Here is a 20,196-nt window from a genome sequence, read left to right as displayed (position 1 = left end):
CATCCCAATGGAACTTCAGGCAAAGATTAAACAAGTCGAAAACATCCTAAAGGATAAAAAGGTTATAGTAGCATTTTCGGGTGGATCAGACAGTACATTAATCGCCAAGATAGCATCAAAGGTCTCAAGGGAGGTTATCGCCGTAACTATAGATACTGGGACATTACCAGCGGAGGTCACCCGGAATGCTAGTGATATAGCCTCAAAACTGAAAATCCCACATAAGATCATAAAAGAAAATTTCCTTGAATATGAAAATTTCAGAGAAAACACTTCTCAAAGGTGTTTCTTTTGCAAAGATCGCATGTACGCCATCCTAGAATCCATCGCAGAAAATGAAGGATTTGATATCATAGTAGACGGGACTAACATAACAGACATGCTCGAAGATCGGCCAGGGATCATGGCAAATTATAAAAGAAAAATAAAGAGTCCACTACTAGAAGCGAAAATAACAGAAAAAGATGTTATAGAATACTTAAAAAGAGAAAACATAAACTATGCGCCGAATACTACTTGTCTGGCAACCAGAATAAAGGGGCCAATAACCACTGACAAAATCAATATAATATCATATGCTGAAAACATTATAAAGGATCTTACAGGCCTCAATTTGGTCAGGGTCAGGGACTTTAATGGGATCGCGGTAATCCAAGCAGATGATACAAGTAAACTACTAGACATGGACTTGCTAGAGTATATTGTGGAAAAATTTAAATCAGCAGGTTTCAAAAGCGTCCACTTGGATATAGAAGGCTACCGCAAAAATAGGGGGGAGCTTATAGGCACTCAAGAAAATAATAAGACAATATTTAAATTGAAACTCCCTTATCCAATTGATTTGGAAAAGACATCCTTTAACTTCAAACATCGTCGAGAAGATCCTCAACGGTTAAACAATAGCATAGTTAAGATCTCAGAAGATGGTGAGATAACAATTGAAAAGGTTAAAGATAAAAAAGAGGCTGAGAGGGTGCTACTAGAAATACTATCCTCTATAAGGCGGATGGAAAACTAGAGCACATTTTGTATGTTTTCATCCACACTCCTTCTGAAACTGGTTATTTTACGGATGAAGCCCCTATTATCTTCCCCTTGGAATATAATGTCTCCTAGGACATGAAATTCAACATCATCTGCTCTTATATTATTGAATATTACCTCTATTTGATTCGCCTCCTCTAGTGTATCATTGGCTATAACACGATATTCTATGTTAAGATCTTCATGGTCTACAACATCACTTACTATCTTTTTGAGTAGCGATTCCATCACCGCAAGGAATGTTTCAATATATGGTAGTCCATGCAACCAACAATATCCCCATAAAGCCTTTAACTGAAGGTCTTTGATAGATACTTTCCCCCCATTCTTCGCGGCGAAAGTTAAGACACCCTTTGAGGCTTTTATATGGAGAATGGATTCGCTACTCATCTAAATCAACTAGGGCCTTTATGAGATCTTGGGCTCTTAACAATCCCACAAGTTCCCCTTCAAAGTCTATCACAGGGATTTGTTCAATCTTGGATTTCTTCATTTTCTTTGCGCATTCACTGACACTTGTGGTTTTTGTCACTGTAACTAATTCTGTTGTGGCAACATCCCTCACTTCCTTATCTGAAAATTTGAGTTGATTTTTTATAACATAAAGAACATTCCTACTATCCCATGTCCATCTATCCCCCTCGGTACCCACTGAGGTATTATGGACAGTCCTCTCAGAGACTACTTCGCTTTCATTTAAAAAGTCTGTTTCAGTTAGTATCCCTGAGAGTCTGGCTTCATTGTTAATTGTGAGCAGAACCTTTAATTTGAAGTATCTCATGATCTCGAATGCTATGTTAAGTGGTGTTCTATCCCATGTTGTGGGTATATTCAAGATCATATAATCCTCCACTGGAGAATCTATGTCCATCTGTGCAAGTGCACGGGATACGATGTCATAGGCCGTGATTATCCCCACTAGTTTATCGTTTTCGACTATAGGAATCCTCCTTATATTATTTTTCACCATTTTAGAAGCCACTAAAGTTACAGGGTCCTCTGGGGAGGCCACAATAGGATTCCTAGTCATTATAAGGGCTATCTGTTCCTCGTCAGGGTTTTCTATGATATCTGAACGTGTTATAACACCCACAAGTTTATCGGAGCCCTCTTTAACAACTGGTAACCCTGAAACGTTCTTTTTTCTCATTATCTCCAGTGCTTGGGCGCGGTTTCCTGGAACCTTCACATAATATATTTCCTTTGACATTATATCCTTTGCTAACATTCTCTACACCCGCTCCAAAAATCAGTTTTTTGAAGATGTTAATGGACCACTAATACCGGACACTTTGCAGATCTTACAACCTTCTCTGTCACGCTCCCAAGAAGGAACCTGTCAAGGCCATGTTTGCCTGAGGTCCCCATTACCACAAGATCCACACCCTCTTCTTCTATCGTATTCAAGATCGAATCCGCCGGGGAACCTTCATCTGTCTTTAATGTGAGTTTGATATCGTGACCTGATTCCTCAACAAGCTTTTTTATCTTATCCAAGGAATTTGAGGCCTCTTCTTCGAGGATTTCCTTGATTCGTATTATGAGGTCGTCAGCTGGCAATCCTATAAAAGTAGATGTTTCCATGACCGTTAATGCCACTATCTCCGCACCACTCTCCTTCGCTATCCATATTGCATGTTCAGCTGCCTTGTTAGCATATTCGGAGCCGTCGGTGGGTAGGAGGATTTTTTTGTACATAAGTTCACCTCTTAACTATTTTACCTTTTATTATAACATATCTTATATTTTTCGATTGGCTTCTATTAATAAGTGAAAGATAGGGGTTCTTGGATAAGGATTCAACTATTATAAGATCTGCTTGGAAACCCTCAGCTATGCATCCTATTTTTTTGTCAAAGAATCTGTGAAAGTTTGTTGTCACCATCTTCAAAACTTCCCTGGGATGGAAATAGCCCCCTTTAAGGGCTCTTGTAACCTTTAGGGTGTATTCCATTTCCCTGAACATGTCTGGCGCGTTAAACATTATATTATCGGTTCCCAAGAGCAAGTTAACATTCTTATGTATCTTTGCTATGGGTGGTATCCCTGTCGCTAGCATCCCATTTGATCTTGGACATGCGACAATTGTAGCTTTATTCTTTGAGACTAGTTGGAGGTCCCCTGGGAGTGGGTTGGTAAAATGTACAAGTAAATGGAATCCTGCATCTATGGCCCTTTGCACTTCACTTTTACCTGTCTTTTCCACTGAGAATCTCTGAGCTTTAATACTTTCGGCTACGTGGATTGATGCTATTTTATCCCATTTTTCACATTCTTCCACGATCTTGTGAGCTGTTTCATCGGTTATTTCGCCGAATCCGCTCGGACCTATCCCATCAGCGAATCTTAGAAGTTTTATTATCCTATTTTTCAACTTTGTCGTGCTTGGGTTTTCCTCTAAAAAGATTGGGTCCCTTCCTAGTATGATTGAATTTATAGGCAAACCTTTTAGTGCGTTTTTAAGTAATTTTATGCCCTTTATCCCCCCCTCCCTATAGTCTATGAAGGTTGTGGTACCAGTGGATATCATTTCTATAATGGAAGCCCTAGTAGCCTCCTTGATTTCCTTGTCTTTTGCGTTCTCGAGCATCTTATGTTTCAATCCCATTGGGGGTTTCACTATCTCATCTAAACTTTTACCATCACCCAAGTCCTTTAGGATGCTGTCGGCAGTGTGTACATGTGCATTTATAAACCCAGGGGCTATGATGCACCCTTCTGCGTCTATTTTATGATCTGATGGGATTTTTTCCCTACTTATCTCCGTTATTTTACCATCTTCTATTGCAATATTCACCCTTTTAGGGTCTAAATCCATACCTTCTAATACAATACCATTTTCAATAACGAGCATTTTGAATCCCTGAAAAAAACCTTGAAATCCCCACATTCTATGGGGTGGATCCTACACTAGGATGCATGATACTCATTGAGGGATTTAACCGTTATTTTACCCATTTTAACAGCTTCTATGGCGTTTAAAGCCGCTCTTGCACCCGCGAGTGTCGTGACATATGGTATTCCCAATTCTATAGCCATTCTCCTTATGATGTATCCGTCATCGGCTGATTGTTTACCAGAGGGCGTGTTTATTATAAGTCCCACTTCACCAGAGAGTATGGCGTCTTTTATGTTAGGCGAAGCTTGGCTCACCTTATTTATAACTTCCACCTTTGAGATGTTCTTCACAGCCTCCGCAGTGCCGCGTGTCGCTATAACTTTGAATCCCAGTTCCTCTGCTTTTTGCACTATGTCTGCTATTTTTGCCTTGTCAGGGTCCTTAACACTTATGAAGATTTTACCTTCTACTGGCAATTCCATATTGGCTGAAAGTTGTGACTTGTAATAGGCGAGGCCGAAGTTTTCATCGATACCCATGCTTTCACCGGTAGATTTCATCTCGGGTCCAAGGACTGAGTCGGCCCCTGGAAGTTTAATGAATGGGAATACAGATTCCTTAACCGCCACGTGGTCTATTTCTTTTTCTGAAGTCAAGCCCATTGATGATAATTTTTCGCCTAGCATAAGCTTCGCGGCGACTTTTGCCAGTGGCACTCCTGTTGCCTTGCTCACGAAAGGTACTGTCCTGCTCGCCCTGGGGTTGGCTTCGAGTATATAGACTGGTGGGTCTTCATTGGCTTTAACAGCATATTGTATGTTTATTAACCCCACAACCTTTAGTTCTAGTGCAAGTTTTCTTGTGTAATCTTTTATGATTTTTATTATATTCTCTGGGATGGTCTGTGGTGGCATGACACATGCCGAATCTCCTGAGTGGACACCTGCTTCTTCTATATGTTCCATGATCCCCCCTATGTAGACTTCTTCGCCATCGCATAATGCGTCGACGTCAACTTCTATGGCATCCTCTAGGAATTTGTCAACGAGTATTGGATGTTTTGGGGAAACTCTGACAGCCTCTTCCATATACTCTTCAAGTTCTTTTTCGTCGTAGACTATCTCCATTGCCCTCCCACCGAGGACGTATGATGGTCTTACAAGCACCGGGTATCCTATTTTTTCAGCGACGCGTCTGGCGTCCTCGAATGATTTTGCTATACCATATGGGGCTTGGGGTATCTTCAGTTTTTCCAAGACCTTTGTGAATCTTTCACGATCTTCAACTTTGTCAATGCTCTCATGTGGAGTTCCAAGTATCCTTACCCCTTCTTTTGCGAGTGGAACTGCGAGGTTAATTGATGTTTGGCCTCCGAATTGGACCACGACTCCGTCTGGTTTTTCTTTGTTGATTATGGCTAGCACATCCTCTAGGGTTAAGGGTTCGAAGTAGAGTTTATCTGATATGTCATAGTCCGTACTTACTGTTTCTGGGTTGTTGTTTACCATTATTGTTTCGAATCCTTCCTCTCTGAAGGCCATGGTCGCATGGACACAACAATAGTCAAATTCTATGCCCTGGCCTATCCTTATGGGCCCTGATCCTATTATTAGGACTTTTGGTTTCTTTGAAACCTCCACCTCATCTTCCATGTCATAGGATCCATAATAATATGGTGTTTTAGCTTCGAATTCGGCGGCACAAGTGTCAACCATCTTATATACTGGTTTTATATCATGCTTCTTGCGCAGGTCACGTATTTCCTTCTCCTTTAAACCTGTAAGTTGGGCTATTTTCTTGTCTGAAAAACCCAACCTTTTGGCCCTTTTTAATGTTTTGGGGTCTATTCCTCCCCCTTTGAGGGACTTTTCAAACTTTATTATCTCAAGTATCTTGTATAGGAAGAATTTATCAATCTTTGTAAGTTCATAGACTTTATCAATGCTCATCCCATTTTTTAATGCTGTGTATACTTGGAATAATCTTTCATCGGTGGGATTGGCAAGGTCGCCAGTGGTGAATGGAACTTCTTCAAAACCATATCTTCCAATATCTAATGATCTTATAGCCTTATGCAAGGATTCCTCCATTGTCCTGCCGATAGCCATGACTTCTCCTGTGGATTTCATCTGGACCCCAATGTGCCTGTCTATTTCCCTGAATTTGTCGAATGGCCAGCGGGGTATTTTAGTTACTACATAGTCTATGCTTGGTTCGAATGAGGCTGGTGTTTCTTTTGTGATATCATTTTGTATTTCGTCGAGTGTGAGGCCTATGGCTATCTTGGCAGCTATCTTGGCTATGGGGTAGCCTGTTGCCTTGGATGCTAGTGCACTGCTCCGGCTAACCCTTGGATTCACTTCGATGACTTTATATTCCCCTGTCTGAGGGTGCACTGCGAATTGTATGTTACATCCTCCCTCGATTTTAAGGGCTCTTATTATCTTGAGGGACGCGTCTCTGAGCTTTTGGTTTTCTTCATCACTTAGTGTCTGGGCTGGTGCAACAACTATACTCTCACCTGTGTGTATGCCCATTGGGTCTATGTTTTCCATGTTACAGACGATGATGCATGTGTCATTTTTGTCCCGCATAACCTCGTATTCGAATTCTTTCCAGCCTAGTACTGATTGGTCTATGAGGACCTGGTTTATGAAGCTCATTTCAAGGCCTCTTGTGACCACTTCCTTGAGTTCTTCTGGGTTGTGGGCCACTCCTCCACCAGTCCCTCCTAGTGTGAATGCTGGTCTCACGATAACAGGGTAACCTATCTCTTTAACGGCCTCTAAGGCCTCTTCAATTGATTCAACAGCCTTTGCCTTGGGTACTGGTTCGTTAAGCTTTTTCATGAGGCTGTCGAAGAGGTCTCTGTCTTCGACGTTCCTTATTGTCTCAATGGATGAGCCTATGACCTTAACATCTTCTAGTGCCCCTATTTGTGCTAGTCCTGTTGCAACGTTTAGGCCTGTCTGTCCACCCATAGTTGGGAGTAGAGCGTCTGGTTTTTCCTTTTCTATAATCTTGGCCACTATCTCTGGTGTTAATGGTTCAATATAGACTTTATCAGCCATCTCCATGTCTGTTTGGATCGTTGCTGGGTTTGAATTGACTAGTATTGTCTTAACACCCTCCTCTCTCAGGGCTTTACATGCTTGGGAACCTGAGTAGTCGAATTCGGCCGCTTGTCCTATCTGGATCGGCCCTGAACCTATTATAAGCACCTTTTTTATGCTTTTATCCCGTGGCATCTGTGATCCCCTAATATTCTTTCATTATCTTCACGAATTTGTCAAAAACGTTGTATGTGTCATGTGGTCCTGGTCCGGCTTCTGGATGGTATTGGACGCCCATAATGGGTAGTTCTCGATGTTGTATTCCTTCAACTGTCCCGTCATTAAGGTTTAAGTGGGTTATTTTGATACTTTTTTCGTCTGTTGATTTTGGGTCTATTGCAAAGCCATGGTTTTGTGATGTTATGGAGACTTCTCCCGTTTCTAGGTTTTTAACTGGTTGGTTGGCTCCTCTGTGTCCGAATTTCATCTTGTATATTTTCGCATTGAATGCTAGTGCTATTATTTGTTGACCAAGGCAGATCCCGAATATCGGAAGCCTCTCTGATAACCTCTTAACTGTTTCTATAGCCTCTTTGACCCTTGTTGGGTCTCCAGGACCGTTTGATACTAGTATGGCATCAGGGTCATATTCCAGTATCCTATCTGGGCTTGTATTATATGGTAGAAGGGCCACGCTAACCTCCCTTTCCAGGAAGGCTTTTATTATATTGTTTTTTGTTCCGCAGTCTATTATAGCGATTCTATTGTTGTGTTCTTCATGCAAAATCTTAGGCTCCTTTACGGAGACTTTATCTACAAGATCTAATTCACGTATGTCTGGTTGTTCAATGGCCAATCTTAGAAGTTCATCATCATCAATCTCCTCAGTCGCTAGAGCCCCCTTCATGGTCCCTTTTTCCCTTATTTTTATTGTTAGGGCTCTTGTATCAACACCACTGATTCCAGGGATCTCATATTCTTCTAGGAAGTCTGAAAGTGTCTTTTCCATCATGTGATGTGATGGCCTTTTGCATTGTTCCCTTACAATAAGTCCCTCTGCTTTTATACCATCTGATTGGTACCATTTACTTGATATACCATAGTTTCCCTGGAGGGGATATGTTAACATTAAAATTTGGCCCTTATATGATGGGTCGGTGAGTGCTTCAACATAGCCTGTCATACCAGTTGCGAATACGACTTCTCCACTTTTAACTGTTTCGAAACCGAAACCCTCACCCTTGAGTAGGGTTCCATCCTCCAGGGCAAGCTTAGCTTCTTTAACCATTAGATCACCAGTTTTATAGTTCTTTTTTCATCACCACTGCATCGTCACCATTCTCATAATAATGTGGTATCCTATTCTCTTCTTTAAACCCTAGGCTCTTATAAAATTTTATAGCCCCTACATTTTTCGCCCTAACCTCTAATTTAACAATATTAACGCCAAATTTTTCAAAAATGTCTATTGCCGCTTGTACAAGCCTTGTTCCGAATTTTCTGCGGCGATATTTCTTGTCAACTGCTAGTGATATGATATGTCCCTCATTTTCAAACCTTATCCAAAATATAATATACCCTACAACCATATTATCTTCTTGGGCAACGAGAAAACCAGCCCCTATATCATAAAGATAACGTAGAAGCTGTGGGGGATAGGGTTCATCAAAGGACATGCTCTCAATTTCCATAACCCTCTTAAGATCCTGTGGCTTGAATTCCCTCACCATCATCATACTTGTCTCCGTGATATGTATGTGGAAATGCCTTGCATCATATATAATACAAGAATGCAACCCAAATGATAAAGTAGTAGAGGTAGGTGTTGGAAGATTCTTCAAAGTTGCAGAGTATCTCCAAGAACATTCAATGATTGATCTGATCTTAACAGATATTAAACCTTCCCACCCCCATATAATAAAAGATGATATCACAAATCCTAGGTTAGAAATATATAAAGGAGCCAGGTTAATATACTCCATAAGACCCCCAATAGAATTATACATGCCCCTTGTAAAAGTAGCGGATAATGTGAAAGCTAAACTTTTGATAAGGCCACTAGCCACAGAACATCCCCCAGGGAATATGAAACTCATAAACTATAAAAGAAGCTTCTTTTACGAATACCAACCGACGAAAGGAGATATCTAGGGTGAAATGGGAGCATATGGAAACTGATAAAGTCTTGGAGGAACTTGAAACGTCCCAGGAAGGTCTGAGTTCAGAGGAGGCCAGGGCCCGCCTCTCAAAGTATGGTAAAAACGAATTAGTCGAAGAAAAAAAGGAAGGACCGTTCAGATTATTCTTAAACCAGTTCATGGACGTCCTTATAATACTATTAATCGTAGCTGCTTTAGTCTCCTATTTCATAGGCGATTTACTAGACTCCATGGTAATATTATTTGTTGTTGTTGTAAACGCTATCATAGGCTTCATGCAAGAATATCGAGCCGAAAAGGCCATGGAAAAACTCAAGAGTCTCATTGCTACTGAAGCTGTTGTAATACGGGATGGGGAAACAAAAAAGATACCCGCAAGTGAATTAACCATAGGGGACATAGTAGTGATAGAGGAAGGCGACAATGTACCAGCAGACTTGAGACTTATAGAAACTTCCGACCTCAGGATAGACGAGTCTATAATCACCGGCGAATCAATACCAGTCCATAAAACCCATGAAGTGAGCGACAAAGTGGATAATATTGCCTACATGGATTCAAATGTTGTCTCGGGTCGGGGTAAGGGTGTTGTGATAGCAGTTGGAATGGAAACAGCCATAGGTAAAATCGCGGGGATGATCCAAGAAGAGGAGGGTAAAACCCCACTCCAAGAGAAAATATCCCGTCTGGGGAAGAGCCTAGGACTCATAGCTGTCATCGTATGTTTCATAGTCTTCATACTCCAGTTCTTGAAGGGAATCAATATTGTTGAAACCTTCATGACTGCTGTTTCACTAGCAGTGGCTTCTGTACCAGAGGGCCTCCCAGCAATTTTAACACTAACCCTTGCACTCGGCATGCAAAAAATGGCAAGAAACAATGCCATTATAAGAAAACTCCTCGCGGTAGAAACCTTAGGATCCTGCACCTTCATATGCACTGACAAGACAGGCACACTAACCCTCAACAAGATGAGAGTGAGAAAATCATCATTAACCTCGAAGAACAGAGCATTGGAGGTTTGTGCACTCTGTAATAATGCAAGTTTTTCCAATGACAAAATTATAGGAGATCCTACGGATGCTGCATTACTGCTCTTTGCAAAGGATAACGGTTACATAAAAGAAAAACTTGAAGAAGAATATCCACGGATAAAAGAGATACCACTTGACAGTGAACGTAAAAGAATGAGCACTATACACTCCTCAACCTCGGGATATTACTTGTTTATTAAAGGAGCGCCTGAGATAATATTGGAGAGAACAGCTTACATCGAAGAAGAAGGGAAAATAAGAAAATTCAACGATGCCGATTTAGAATATTGGGAGAACAAATTGGGTGAGATGACATCTCAGGCTCTTAGAGTGCTTGCACTAGCATATAAGCCACTTAATAGCCTAGAGGGGGATGATCTTGAAAAGGATCTTATCTTCGTCGGTCTTGTTGGTATGATGGACCCCCCTAGGAAAGAGGCTGTAGAGGCCATAGAAACTTGTAAAAGGGCGGGTATAAAAGTTGTGATGATAACCGGAGACCATAAGGAGACGGCAGTTGCAATCGCCAAAGAATTGAACCTAATGGAGGATGGTGAAGCCATCACTGGTGAAGAATTAGACGAGCTCAGTGATGAAGAATTCGAGTCCATGGTGGAGGATATAAGAGTCTATGCACGGGTTTTTCCCCAGCAGAAAGTTAGGATTGTTGAGACACTTCAAAGTCGTGGTCATGTAGTTGCAATGACAGGAGATGGGGTTAATGATGCACCAGCACTTAAAAGGGCGGCCATTGGCGTTGCAATGGGAAGCGGTACAGATGTTGCCAAAGAAGCCTCTGACATGGTGCTCCAGGACGACAATTTCGCCACCATCGTAAAAGCGGTGAAGGAGGGGCGTACAATATTCGATAATATAAGACGTTTTGTTAAATTCCAAGTTTCAACGAATGTTGGAGCCATCCTCACCATAGTATCATCTTCTGTGATGAACATGCCCCTCCCATTCAATCCAATCCAGATCCTCTGGATAAATATTATCATGGACGGACCCCCAGCACAGTCACTAGGAGTCGAACCCCCAGAAAGGGATATAATGTCAAGGAAACCGGAAAAAGAGGAGATACTACCCCAGAGGAACTTGCTCAGGATAGTATTAGCAGGTATTATAATGGCGATAGGCACACTAGCCATTTACATGTACAAGTTATCCGTTGGGGATGCCAAGGCAACTACAATAGCATTCACAACATTTGTAATGTTCCAGATTTTCAATGTATTTAATTGCAAATCACAGAGCGGATTTTCAAATAAGTTGCTTTTTTTTGCCATTGCAGCATCATTCATACTACAATTGCTTGTCATATATCTGCCACCATTACAGGGCATATTTAGGACCAGGTCGATTTCCATTATGGATTGGCTGCTCATAGTACTGGTAGCTTCAATCATATTAGTACATGAGACGATAATCAGGTGGGTGGATAAGAGGAGAACATTATGAATATCCTTGTAATGGCAGGAACCCATGATGCCGTGGAAATAATAAAGAAACTTAAGGAATCCACAGATCATAGGATAATAGCCACAACCACAACAGATTATGGTGGTAGACTAGCCAAGGCTGCTGGGGCTGATAAGATAATAACAGAGGCCCTTAACAAGAGAAGATTGGTTCAGGTTCTTAAGATTGAAAATGTTAATATGATAATAGATGCAACCCACCCATTCGCAGTGAAGGCCACTGAAAACGCTATCAGAGCCTCTGATGAGACCTTAACATATTATATCCGCTTTGAAAGGCCGACTCCAGAATTAGATGCGGATGTTTTGAGAGTTGATTCCTTCAAGGTGGCTGGGCGGGTGGCGGCCAAGATCCTGGAAGAAAAGGATGGTAATATTTTACATTTGGCTGGTGTTTCAACACTTAAGGATGTGATCGATCAGATTGGGGCGGAGAGAATAGTGGTCCGTGTTTTACCCCATCCACATTCTATAGAGGCATGTTATAGGGTGGGTATAACTGGGGAGCGAATAATAGCAATGCAAGGAACCTTCTCAAGGGCCCTTAATAGGGAAATTATGAAGGAATATAATGCAATCGCCGTGATCACAAAGGAGAGCGGGGAAACTGGTGGATTAATAGAGAAGGTGAAGGCTGCTGAGGATCTTGGGATCCCAGTTATACTCGTGAACAGACCATCCCTTGAAATAGATGATAAACTCGTATTTGATGATATGGATGAACTTTTAGCATTCGTACGGGAGGAAAGGTGAAACTTTGACTTTGGAGCCTTCTTCAAGTATCTCAACATTTTTAGGGATTTTAATGTAACCATCTGCATCTGCAAGTGACGCTATGGCACCTGAATCCTTCAATATGGGATATACTTTGCTATTTTTTACCTTTACAAGAGCATAGTGTATTCTACCCTTCGATGAATGTAATCTGTGTGCGAGTGGTAATTCAATTGTATGATATCCAAGTGGAGTTTTGCCTGAAAGTTCCATTAGGTAGGGGCGTAGAAGAACATCAAAGATTATCAGAGCAGAAACAGGGAATCCCGGGAGGCCGAATACGAGTTTACCATCGACTTTACCTATAAGGGTGGGTTTGCCAGGTTTTATGGAGATTCCATGGATCATAACTTCGCCATTGTCATGGATGACTTCCCTGAGCATGTCACCGGCGCCGGCAGAAGTTCCACCAGAAGTTATGAGGATGTCACATTCTAGGAGGCCTTCTCGGATGGCCTTAGAAAGTTCTTTGTAATCATCTTTCACAATACCTAGAATTTTTGGTTCGCATCCGCAATTTTTAACCGCAGCTGCGATACTATGGGAATTCGAATCAAAAATTTTGCCGGGGGCCTGATCATTTGAAGGTTCTATTAATTCGTTTCCTGTTGAGAGTATGCCTATTTTTGGCTTGGCTATCACTGGCACCTTGGATATTCCAGCTGCGCTTATCGCCCCAATCTTTTCTGGTGACAATATTGAACCTTTCCTGGCTATGATATCATTTTTTGGTATGTCTGAGCCTTTAGGGGTGATGTGTTGGCCGGGATATGCGCTTCTATAAATTAGAATATTATCATCATCTTCTTCTGTATATTCAACCATGACTATGGCATCCGCGCCCTCAGGTATCTGGGCTCCCGTGCTTATACGTGAACAGCACCCTCTCTTAACCTTTTTTTGTGGAATGTCACCAGCCTCTATCACTTCAATGCACTTTAGGGTGCTTGGATTGTCTTCAGAGGCGTGGAATGTGTCCTCTGCTTTTAAGGCGTATCCATCTCTCGAAGCGCGGTTAAATGGTGGCAGGTCAATTGGACTTTTCACGTCCTGGGCTAGGACTCTGCCATATGCATTTTTCAAGTTTACTTTTTCCATCCTTGGCGGATGATAGATTTCCTTGAAAAGGTTGCGGATTATCTTATGAGCTTCTGATATATCTACAAGATCTAGGAATTCGCGGCCCATCCCATGATCCCCTCCCTGGTTCTTATTCTAAGCTCCTATTATACCCCCAAGGGGGTATTTATTGTAAAAACAATTATTTTATATTATGTTATAGAGATATTATTATTGTCTTTTTCTAGAAGTGTAGATGGAGGAGATTATTTGGGTACAGAGGAAGTTAGAAGAGTTAGAATACCTAGGAAGGGTGAAATACCTGGGATTGTTGAACAAATACTAGGTCATGGTAAGTTGAAGGTTATATGTAGTGATGGTAAAACCCGCCTTGGACGCATACCAGGTAAGATGAAAAAGAGGATATGGATCAGGGAGGGTGATGTTGTACTTGTGAAGCCCTGGGAGTTTCAAAGTGATGAGAGGGCTGATATAGTATGGAGGTATACGCGTACCGAGGCTAACTGGCTCGAGAGAAGGGGTTACTTGAATTTATAGTGGAAGATGATTTAATTGTCCGCTGATAAGAAGGATAAGACCTTCCACAAAGTCGATGCTGCATTGGAAAGGTTGAAATCCGAGAAGCGCCTTAAGAGCGTGGAGGATAGGCGTGTTGCAAGTGAAGTTTTCGATAAAAGAACCCTTGAAGTTCTCTATAAACTGTCAAATACTGGTTATCTCGCTGTTCTTGATGGTGTTATAAGCACTGGTAAGGAGGCTAATGTTTTTAAAGGCCTAGATGATAACGATAATTTTGTGGCTGTTAAAATTTATCGTATTGCAACTTCTGATTTTAGGAAAATGCAATATTACATCCAAGGCGATCCACGTTTCAAGGTTAAAATGGGCAATAAGAGGCAGATAGTCCATACTTGGGTGAACAAAGAATTTAGGAACCTTAAAAGGGCATATGAGAATGGTGTTAGGGTTCCAAGGCCATTTGTTTCAAGGGAGAACGTCCTAATAATGGAGTTTATAGGTGACAGGGAGGGTAATCCCGCGCCAACGTTAAAGGAGGCCCCACCACTAGATCCTCAAGAGATGTTCAATAAAATAATATATTATATGAGGTTATTGTATAGGGAGGCTGGGTTAGTCCATGGGGATCTTTCAGCATTTAATATCCTCAATTTTGATGAGGAACCTGTTATCATTGACATTTCACAGGCTGTTGTAGTTGATCATCCAATCGCAATGGAATTACTTGAGAGAGACATTAAGAATGTTAGTAGGGATTTTAAACGTTTTGGTGTTTCATCAACTCCTCAAGAGATAAGGAAGATGATAATATGATTAACTTATAGCCCATGGGGGGTGTATTTTAAGTGCCAACAGAAGAATACTTGAAAATCCCGAAGGAGAGGATAGGGGTTCTCATAGGGAAAAGAGGGGAAACTAAGGAGCGTATAGAAAGGCTAACACAGACTAGGCTTGATATTGACAGTGAAACAGGTGTTGTGACTATAATACCAGATGAGAAGCTTGATGATCCCCTTTCCCCTTGGAAGGCGCGTAATATTGTCAAGGCTATAGGTAGGGGTTTTAATCCGGAGATTGCCATGCGCCTCATACATGATAATGTAACTCTTGATATCATAAACATACCAGATTATGTGGGCAAATCCAAGAAGGCCATAGCAAGACAAAAGGGGAGGATAATAGGACGTGGTGGTATAACACGCCAAATAATACATGAAATGACCTCCGTTGACATATCCGTTTATGGTAAGACCGTTGCATTGATAGGTGAGTTCGAAAATCTTATGGTTGCAAGAGAAGCCATTGAAATGCTCCTTAAAGGGGCTAGGCACAAGTCTGTATACTCCTTCCTCGAAAAAAAGAAACAAGAATTGGAAATAAAAGAATTTGAAGAGAGTGCTAATATAAGATAAAATCAACAAAAAAACTATCATTTTAATAAAAGGTTTCTTTAAAATACTCAAAAGATATTACTAAAAACCTCATCTTATAATCGCTTGATATATATGGGACAAATTACAATATAACCCTATAGGAAATAATTTTAAAAGTTGAAGGGAGGCTACTTTTTGGAGAGACAGGCAGGAGAACTATTCGAAGAATTCCAAGAACTTACCGCATCAGAATTCTTCCGTAAAAACAGGCAAATGTTAGGTTTCTCGGGTAAGATAAGATCCCTTACCATGGTATTCCATGAACTAATAACAAATAGCCTTGACGCCGCCGAAGAAGCCGGCATACTCCCCAACATAAAAATAAACCTGAAAAGAGTTGGCAAAGACCACTACATCCTAGAACATGAGGATAATGGCCCAGGCATACCAGAAGACTACATACCCAAAGTCTTCTGCACAATGTTCGCAGGTTCAAAATTTAGAAACATCCAATCAAGGGGACAACAAGGCCTCGGATGCAGCGGCTGCGTACTACTCTCCCAGATGACAACAGGAAAACCAGCCACCATCACATCAGCATACAAAGAAGACGGCGAACTCAAAGGAGTGAAAATGTCCCTAAAAATGGATGTGAAAAAGAACAAAGGACTAGTCCTAGAAAAAGAAGAGATCAACCCAGAGGGGACTGGAGTACGCGTAAAACTCCATTTCAAAGAAGTTTCATATTCACTCTCAGAACAAGGAGCCTATGAATATATCCGGAGGACGATGATAGGAAACCCACACGCCCAGATCACATTCACAGACCCCACAGGGAAAAAATACGTATTTAAAAGGGCATCCAAAGTCATACCCCCACTACCAAAAGAAATACTACCCCACCCAAGGGGTGTTACAGCAGACGACCTAATATTCATGGCAAAACACACAGATAAAAGACGTTTCAGAAGCTTGCTCACAAGCTCACTCTCTAGAATGTCCACAAAAAAAGTCAAAGAACTTGAAAAACTAACCAACATAGACTTCAACAAAAGGCCCAGGGACATGACATGGGAAGAAGCCGAAGAAATAGTAGAAGCTTTCAAAAGAATGGACTTCATGGCCCCTCCAACCAAAGGACTCATACCAATAGGGAAAGACCAGATAGAAAAGGGCATGAAAGAAATATTAAACCCAGAGTTCGTAGCAGCAACCACAAGAAGACCACTAACCTATAGAGGTGGTATACCATTTATAATAGAAGCAGCCGTAGCATATGGTGGCAAAGCAGGCAGACTTGTCGGGGAACAACGAAAAACCGAGATAATGAGGTTCGCGAACCGCGTGCCACTCACATTCGACCAAGGAAGCTGCGCACTAACCGAAGGGGTTAGAACCCTTGACTGGAAGAGGTATGGTATAAGAGACCTTGAAAACGCACCCCTCACAATCTTCATAAATATTGTGTCAACCAACGTCCCATACCTTTCAACAGGAAAACAAAGCATAGCCCCAGAACCCGAAATATTACAAGAGGTTAGACAAGCCACAATGCAAGTAGCCCGCAAACTACAAAAACATATAAGGGCCAAGAAAGCGGCTAAAGAAGAAGCCAAAAGGGCCAGAGTATTCGAAACATACATCCCCATTATAATGAGAGAAGCAGCCCTCCTAGCAGAAAAGGAAAAACCCGATTATAAACCCCTACTCCAGAAAGTGACAAGAAAAGCGAAGGCAGAACTCCTAGGTGAACCAGATGATGAATAGAAGAGAAATAGCACTGCAAAAACTTAAAGGCTTAGGCGAGATGATAATAGAAGATGTCGCCCAGAATAAAGTGCCAAGGATAAAAGTACCCTCCAGGAGCACATCCAATATCATATATGATGATAAAAAGCGCCACTATATCCTCGGCGAAAAATATGGTGTTAGATCCATGGGAAATGTTAAACAGATAAAAAAGATAGCCCAGATGCTATACATAGCCAACTTCTGCAAAGACCTTGTCAAGAAAAACAAAACAGCAACCCTAAGGGAATTATATTATGTTTCAGAAGGTTGGGATGTTGACTTCGCAGACCAACAAGAATCTAATATCATAGGCGAAGACCTTGAAGTCACCCTTGGGATGACCCGCGAAGACCTCGGACTATTACCAGAAGAAGACGGCGCAGCAGTATATGGAGAATTAACAGTACGCGAAGGCGACATTGAAATAAACGCTTTGAAAGCCGGTAAATCAGGTTATACGATACCACCAACCATCGACGAAGTAGAATTCATCGACCACGACGTTGAGAGGGTTATAGCAGTCGAAACCATGGGTATGTACCATCGTCTAGTCCAGGAAAAAGCTTACAAAAAATTCGATTCACTCATAGTAGGGTTAAAGGGCCAGGCTGCAAGGGCGACAAGAAGATTCCTCAAAAGGGTGAACGATGAACTAAACCTCCCAATTTACATTTGCAATGACGGAGACCCCTGGGGATTCCACATAGCCATGGTCATAATATCAGGAAGCGCCAAACTAGCCCATGTAAACCACGAACTAGCAACCCCAGACGCCAGATTCCTAGGAGTAACAGCGAGTGACATAATAAACTATGATCTGCCCACAGACCCCCTAAAGGACATCGACATCTTAAGACTCAAGGAACTTCTACGCGACCCTCGTTACAAGGACGATTTCTGGAAGAGAGAAATCAAGAAAATGTTAAAAATAGGTAAAAAGGCCGAACAACAATCATTCTCAAAATATGGCCTCGAATATGTTGTTGACACATACCTCCCAGAAAAATTGGATGAAATAGAAACCTAAATAATTTACCCTTTAGAATCCAGAAGAAAAGATTATATTTAACAGAAAATAGAATTTTCACATGTCATCCCCCCAAATTACGGGGGTGGGGGAGGTTATAAAGATGGTATCTGTAGCTATAAATGGATATGGGACCATAGGTAAAAGAGTGGCGGATGCAGTAGCCGCCCAGAAGGACATGAAGATAGTGGGTGTGAGCAAGACAAAACCCGACTTCGAGGCTAGAATGGCCATCAAAAAAGGCTATGACCTCTATATAAGCATACCCGAAAGAGAAAAACTCTTCCAGGAGGCCGGGATCGAAATCAGCGGGACAGTTGAAGACATGATAGAAGAAGCAGACATAATAGTGGACGCCACGCCAGAGGGCATAGGCGCTAAAAACCTTAAAATGTACAAGGAAAAGGGTATAAAAGCAATATTTCAAGGAGGAGAAAAACACGAGGACATAGGATTATCCTTCAATTCCTTCACAAATTATGACGATTCCCTCGGAGCAGACTATACAAGGGTAGTATCATGCAACACCACAGGCCTTTGCCGCACATTAAAACCCATAGATGACATCTGTGGTATAAAAAAGGTCAGAGCCGTTATGGTGAGAAGAGCAGCAGACCCAGTCCAGGTAAAAAAGGGTCCTATTAATGCTATTGTGCCGAACCCTCCAACAGTACCATCACACCACGGCCCAGACCTCAAAACAGTCATGTATGGCATCAACATCAATACAGTGGCCTTACTAGTCCCCACAACACTAATGCACCAGCACAATATTATGGTGGAACTCAAAAATCCTGTGGACATAGAAGAAATAAAAGAAAAACTCGACAAAACATCTAGGGTGATGCTTGTAAAAGCGAGTGAAGGCCTCGCATCCACAGCTGAGATAATGGAGTATGCAAGAGAGTTAGGCCGCCCACGCAGCGACCTCTATGAAATCGCTGTATGGGAAGAATCCCTGAACATAGTGGATGATGAATTATATTATATGCAAGCAGTGCACCAAGAAGCCGACGCAGTACCAGAGAGCGTAGATGCTATAAGAGCCCTACTAGAACTTGAAGAAGATAATAAAAAGTCTATAGAAAAGACAAATAAGGCTATGGGGATTCTCTAAGTAGTTGATGATTAACATGATAAGGTTGGGCCCAGCAGGTAATCCAATCAATTACAAGGGAGAATCTAGTAAAGTTTGCAGTTATATACGGGCCATGAACCTCGATGCTTATGAGTACCAGGCCACTTATGGTGTCAGGGTAAGTGAAAGGATCGCTAAGGGGATCAAGGAAGATTCCACCAAGAATGACATCCTCGTGTCCATCCATGCACCATATTATATCAATCTTTGCTCTCCAAAGGATGATGTGCGTGAAAGATCCATTGAACGGTTAATACAAGCTGCAAGAGCCGGGGAATGGATGGGAGCATACAGGATAGTGTTCCACCCCGGCTTCTATTCTGGTCAAAATAGAGAAAGGGCCCTTAAAGTCTGTGAAGAATCTATAAGCCGACTTTTAGAGGAGATGGAAGCATCTGATATCCAAGATTTCTGTTTCGCCCCGGAGACTACTGGTAGAATATCCCAACTTGGTAGTTTATCCGAGATTATCAGAATCTGCAAATCATTTGATAATTTCGAGCCAACAATCGACTTCGCACACATATATGCCAGGAGGAGGGGAGCGCCCAGAACAGTTGAAGATTATATAAATATACTAGACTTGTTAGAGGATAACCTAGATATCAAGCATTTACATTGCCATTACACTAGGATAGAATATACAGACAAGGGGGAGAAAAAACATCACAATCTAGATGAAACGGACTATGGACCCCCATTAGAGCCTATACTCTATGCTCTCATCGAAAAAGGCTGGGATTATACGATAATCTGTGAGACACCACAGAGAGATCGTGACGCCCTCAAAATTAAAGAAACCCTAATGGACCTATCAGATGGGAAAATATAATATACTAGTAGTTCCATTACAATATTATGAAGGAAAAATTTTATTCTCGGTG

At 41.6% G+C, this 20,196-nt stretch carries 19 protein-coding genes; 11 read left to right on the top strand and 8 right to left on the bottom strand.

The window, feature by feature from the left end:
- The first annotated feature begins 7 nt into the window (after nucleotides 1–7).
- Complete coding sequence (larE, locus tag ACZ5XX_RS04605) at nucleotides 8–1,018, top strand: ATP-dependent sacrificial sulfur transferase LarE (RefSeq protein WP_464583027.1); 1,011 nt, start codon at nucleotides 8–10, stop codon at nucleotides 1,016–1,018.
- Here larE and ACZ5XX_RS04600 read toward each other — a convergent pair.
- Genes ACZ5XX_RS04600 through rimI form a run of 7 tightly spaced genes read right to left on the bottom strand, consistent with a single transcriptional unit; the run spans nucleotide 1,015 to nucleotide 8,669 of the window.
- Nucleotides 1,015–1,434 carry a hypothetical protein gene (locus tag ACZ5XX_RS04600; protein WP_464583026.1) on the bottom strand — a complete coding sequence of 140 codons (420 nt, stop codon included), beginning with the start codon at nucleotides 1,432–1,434 and terminating at the stop codon, nucleotides 1,015–1,017. The genes larE and ACZ5XX_RS04600 overlap by 4 nt on opposite strands.
- Complete coding sequence (locus ACZ5XX_RS04595; protein ID WP_464583024.1) at nucleotides 1,427–2,272, bottom strand: CBS domain-containing protein; 846 nt, start codon at nucleotides 2,270–2,272, stop codon at nucleotides 1,427–1,429. Before ACZ5XX_RS04595 ends, ACZ5XX_RS04600 begins: the two co-directional genes overlap by 8 nt.
- 38 nt (nucleotides 2,273–2,310) lie before the next feature.
- Nucleotides 2,311–2,742 carry a universal stress protein gene (locus ACZ5XX_RS04590; RefSeq protein WP_464583022.1) on the bottom strand — a complete coding sequence of 144 codons (432 nt, stop codon included), beginning with the start codon at nucleotides 2,740–2,742 and terminating at the stop codon, nucleotides 2,311–2,313.
- A 4-nt stretch (nucleotides 2,743–2,746) separates the two neighbouring features.
- The gene (locus tag ACZ5XX_RS04585) at nucleotides 2,747–3,898 is read right to left on the bottom strand and encodes an amidohydrolase family protein (RefSeq protein ID WP_464583021.1); all 1,152 of its coding nucleotides are present in this window, start codon (nucleotides 3,896–3,898) and stop codon (nucleotides 2,747–2,749) included.
- Nucleotides 3,899–3,954: 56 nt separating this feature from the next.
- A complete protein-coding gene (gene carB, locus ACZ5XX_RS04580; RefSeq protein ID WP_464583020.1) occupies nucleotides 3,955–7,131 on the bottom strand; it encodes a carbamoyl-phosphate synthase large subunit in 3,177 nt (1,058 codons plus the stop codon).
- Nucleotides 7,132–7,141: 10 nt separating this feature from the next.
- Nucleotides 7,142–8,224 carry a glutamine-hydrolyzing carbamoyl-phosphate synthase small subunit gene (gene carA, locus ACZ5XX_RS04575; RefSeq protein WP_464583019.1) on the bottom strand — a complete coding sequence of 361 codons (1,083 nt, stop codon included), beginning with the start codon at nucleotides 8,222–8,224 and terminating at the stop codon, nucleotides 7,142–7,144.
- Between the two features lie 13 nt (nucleotides 8,225–8,237).
- Nucleotides 8,238–8,669 (bottom strand): ribosomal protein S18-alanine N-acetyltransferase, encoded by a 432-nt coding sequence (gene rimI, locus ACZ5XX_RS04570; protein WP_464586232.1) that lies wholly within the window; start codon nucleotides 8,667–8,669, stop codon nucleotides 8,238–8,240.
- A gap of 22 nt (nucleotides 8,670–8,691) precedes the next feature.
- On the opposite strand from rimI, the gene ACZ5XX_RS04565 reads away from it, so the two are divergent.
- From ACZ5XX_RS04565 to cobK, 3 genes are read left to right on the top strand one after another with little or no spacing between them, the layout of a single operon-like run.
- Nucleotides 8,692–9,087, top strand: coding sequence for a UPF0146 family protein (locus ACZ5XX_RS04565; RefSeq protein ID WP_464583018.1), 396 nt, complete (start codon nucleotides 8,692–8,694; stop codon nucleotides 9,085–9,087).
- 16 nt (nucleotides 9,088–9,103) lie between these two features.
- The gene (locus tag ACZ5XX_RS04560; protein ID WP_464583017.1) at nucleotides 9,104–11,590 is read left to right on the top strand and encodes a calcium-transporting P-type ATPase, PMR1-type; all 2,487 of its coding nucleotides are present in this window, start codon (nucleotides 9,104–9,106) and stop codon (nucleotides 11,588–11,590) included.
- Nucleotides 11,587–12,363, top strand: coding sequence for a precorrin-6A reductase (gene cobK / locus ACZ5XX_RS04555; RefSeq protein WP_464583016.1), 777 nt, complete (start codon nucleotides 11,587–11,589; stop codon nucleotides 12,361–12,363). The genes ACZ5XX_RS04560 and cobK overlap by 4 nt, the downstream gene beginning before the upstream one ends.
- Here the strand turns inward: cobK and ACZ5XX_RS04550 are convergent.
- Nucleotides 12,337–13,572 (bottom strand): molybdenum cofactor synthesis domain-containing protein, encoded by a 1,236-nt coding sequence (locus ACZ5XX_RS04550; RefSeq protein ID WP_464583015.1) that lies wholly within the window; start codon nucleotides 13,570–13,572, stop codon nucleotides 12,337–12,339. The two genes, cobK and ACZ5XX_RS04550, sit on opposite strands and share 27 nt — an antisense overlap.
- A 141-nt stretch (nucleotides 13,573–13,713) precedes the next feature.
- Here ACZ5XX_RS04550 and eif1A point away from each other — a divergent pair, with 141 nt between their 5' ends.
- The 7 genes from eif1A (at nucleotide 13,714) to ACZ5XX_RS04515 (ending at nucleotide 20,144) form a co-directional block, all read left to right on the top strand.
- A complete protein-coding gene (gene eif1A, locus ACZ5XX_RS04545; RefSeq protein ID WP_464583014.1) occupies nucleotides 13,714–14,001 on the top strand; it encodes a translation initiation factor eIF-1A in 288 nt (95 codons plus the stop codon).
- A 15-nt stretch (nucleotides 14,002–14,016) separates the two neighbouring features.
- Nucleotides 14,017–14,796: a serine protein kinase RIO gene (locus ACZ5XX_RS04540; RefSeq protein ID WP_464583013.1), complete on the top strand. Its 780-nt coding sequence runs from the start codon at nucleotides 14,017–14,019 to the stop codon at nucleotides 14,794–14,796.
- A 32-nt stretch (nucleotides 14,797–14,828) separates the two neighbouring features.
- Nucleotides 14,829–15,395: a KH domain-containing protein gene (locus tag ACZ5XX_RS04535; RefSeq protein WP_464583012.1), complete on the top strand. Its 567-nt coding sequence runs from the start codon at nucleotides 14,829–14,831 to the stop codon at nucleotides 15,393–15,395.
- A 156-nt stretch (nucleotides 15,396–15,551) separates the two neighbouring features.
- Complete coding sequence (gene top6B / locus ACZ5XX_RS04530; RefSeq protein ID WP_464583011.1) at nucleotides 15,552–17,123, top strand: DNA topoisomerase VI subunit B; 1,572 nt, start codon at nucleotides 15,552–15,554, stop codon at nucleotides 17,121–17,123.
- Nucleotides 17,116–18,174: a DNA topoisomerase IV subunit A gene (locus tag ACZ5XX_RS04525; RefSeq protein ID WP_464586230.1), complete on the top strand. Its 1,059-nt coding sequence runs from the start codon at nucleotides 17,116–17,118 to the stop codon at nucleotides 18,172–18,174. The genes top6B and ACZ5XX_RS04525 overlap by 8 nt, the downstream gene beginning before the upstream one ends.
- A gap of 103 nt (nucleotides 18,175–18,277) precedes the next feature.
- Entirely contained in the window at nucleotides 18,278–19,291 is a 1,014-nt protein-coding gene (locus tag ACZ5XX_RS04520) for a phosphorylating glyceraldehyde-3-phosphate dehydrogenase (RefSeq protein ID WP_464583010.1), read from the top strand.
- Between the two features lie 7 nt (nucleotides 19,292–19,298).
- Nucleotides 19,299–20,144 (top strand): TIM barrel protein, encoded by an 846-nt coding sequence (locus ACZ5XX_RS04515; RefSeq protein ID WP_464586075.1) that lies wholly within the window; start codon nucleotides 19,299–19,301, stop codon nucleotides 20,142–20,144.
- The last annotated feature ends 52 nt before the right edge of the window (nucleotides 20,145–20,196 follow it).

The sequence above is a fragment of the Methanothermobacter crinale genome, assembly GCF_055397825.1.
This window is presented reverse-complemented; position numbering and strand designations above follow the sequence as displayed.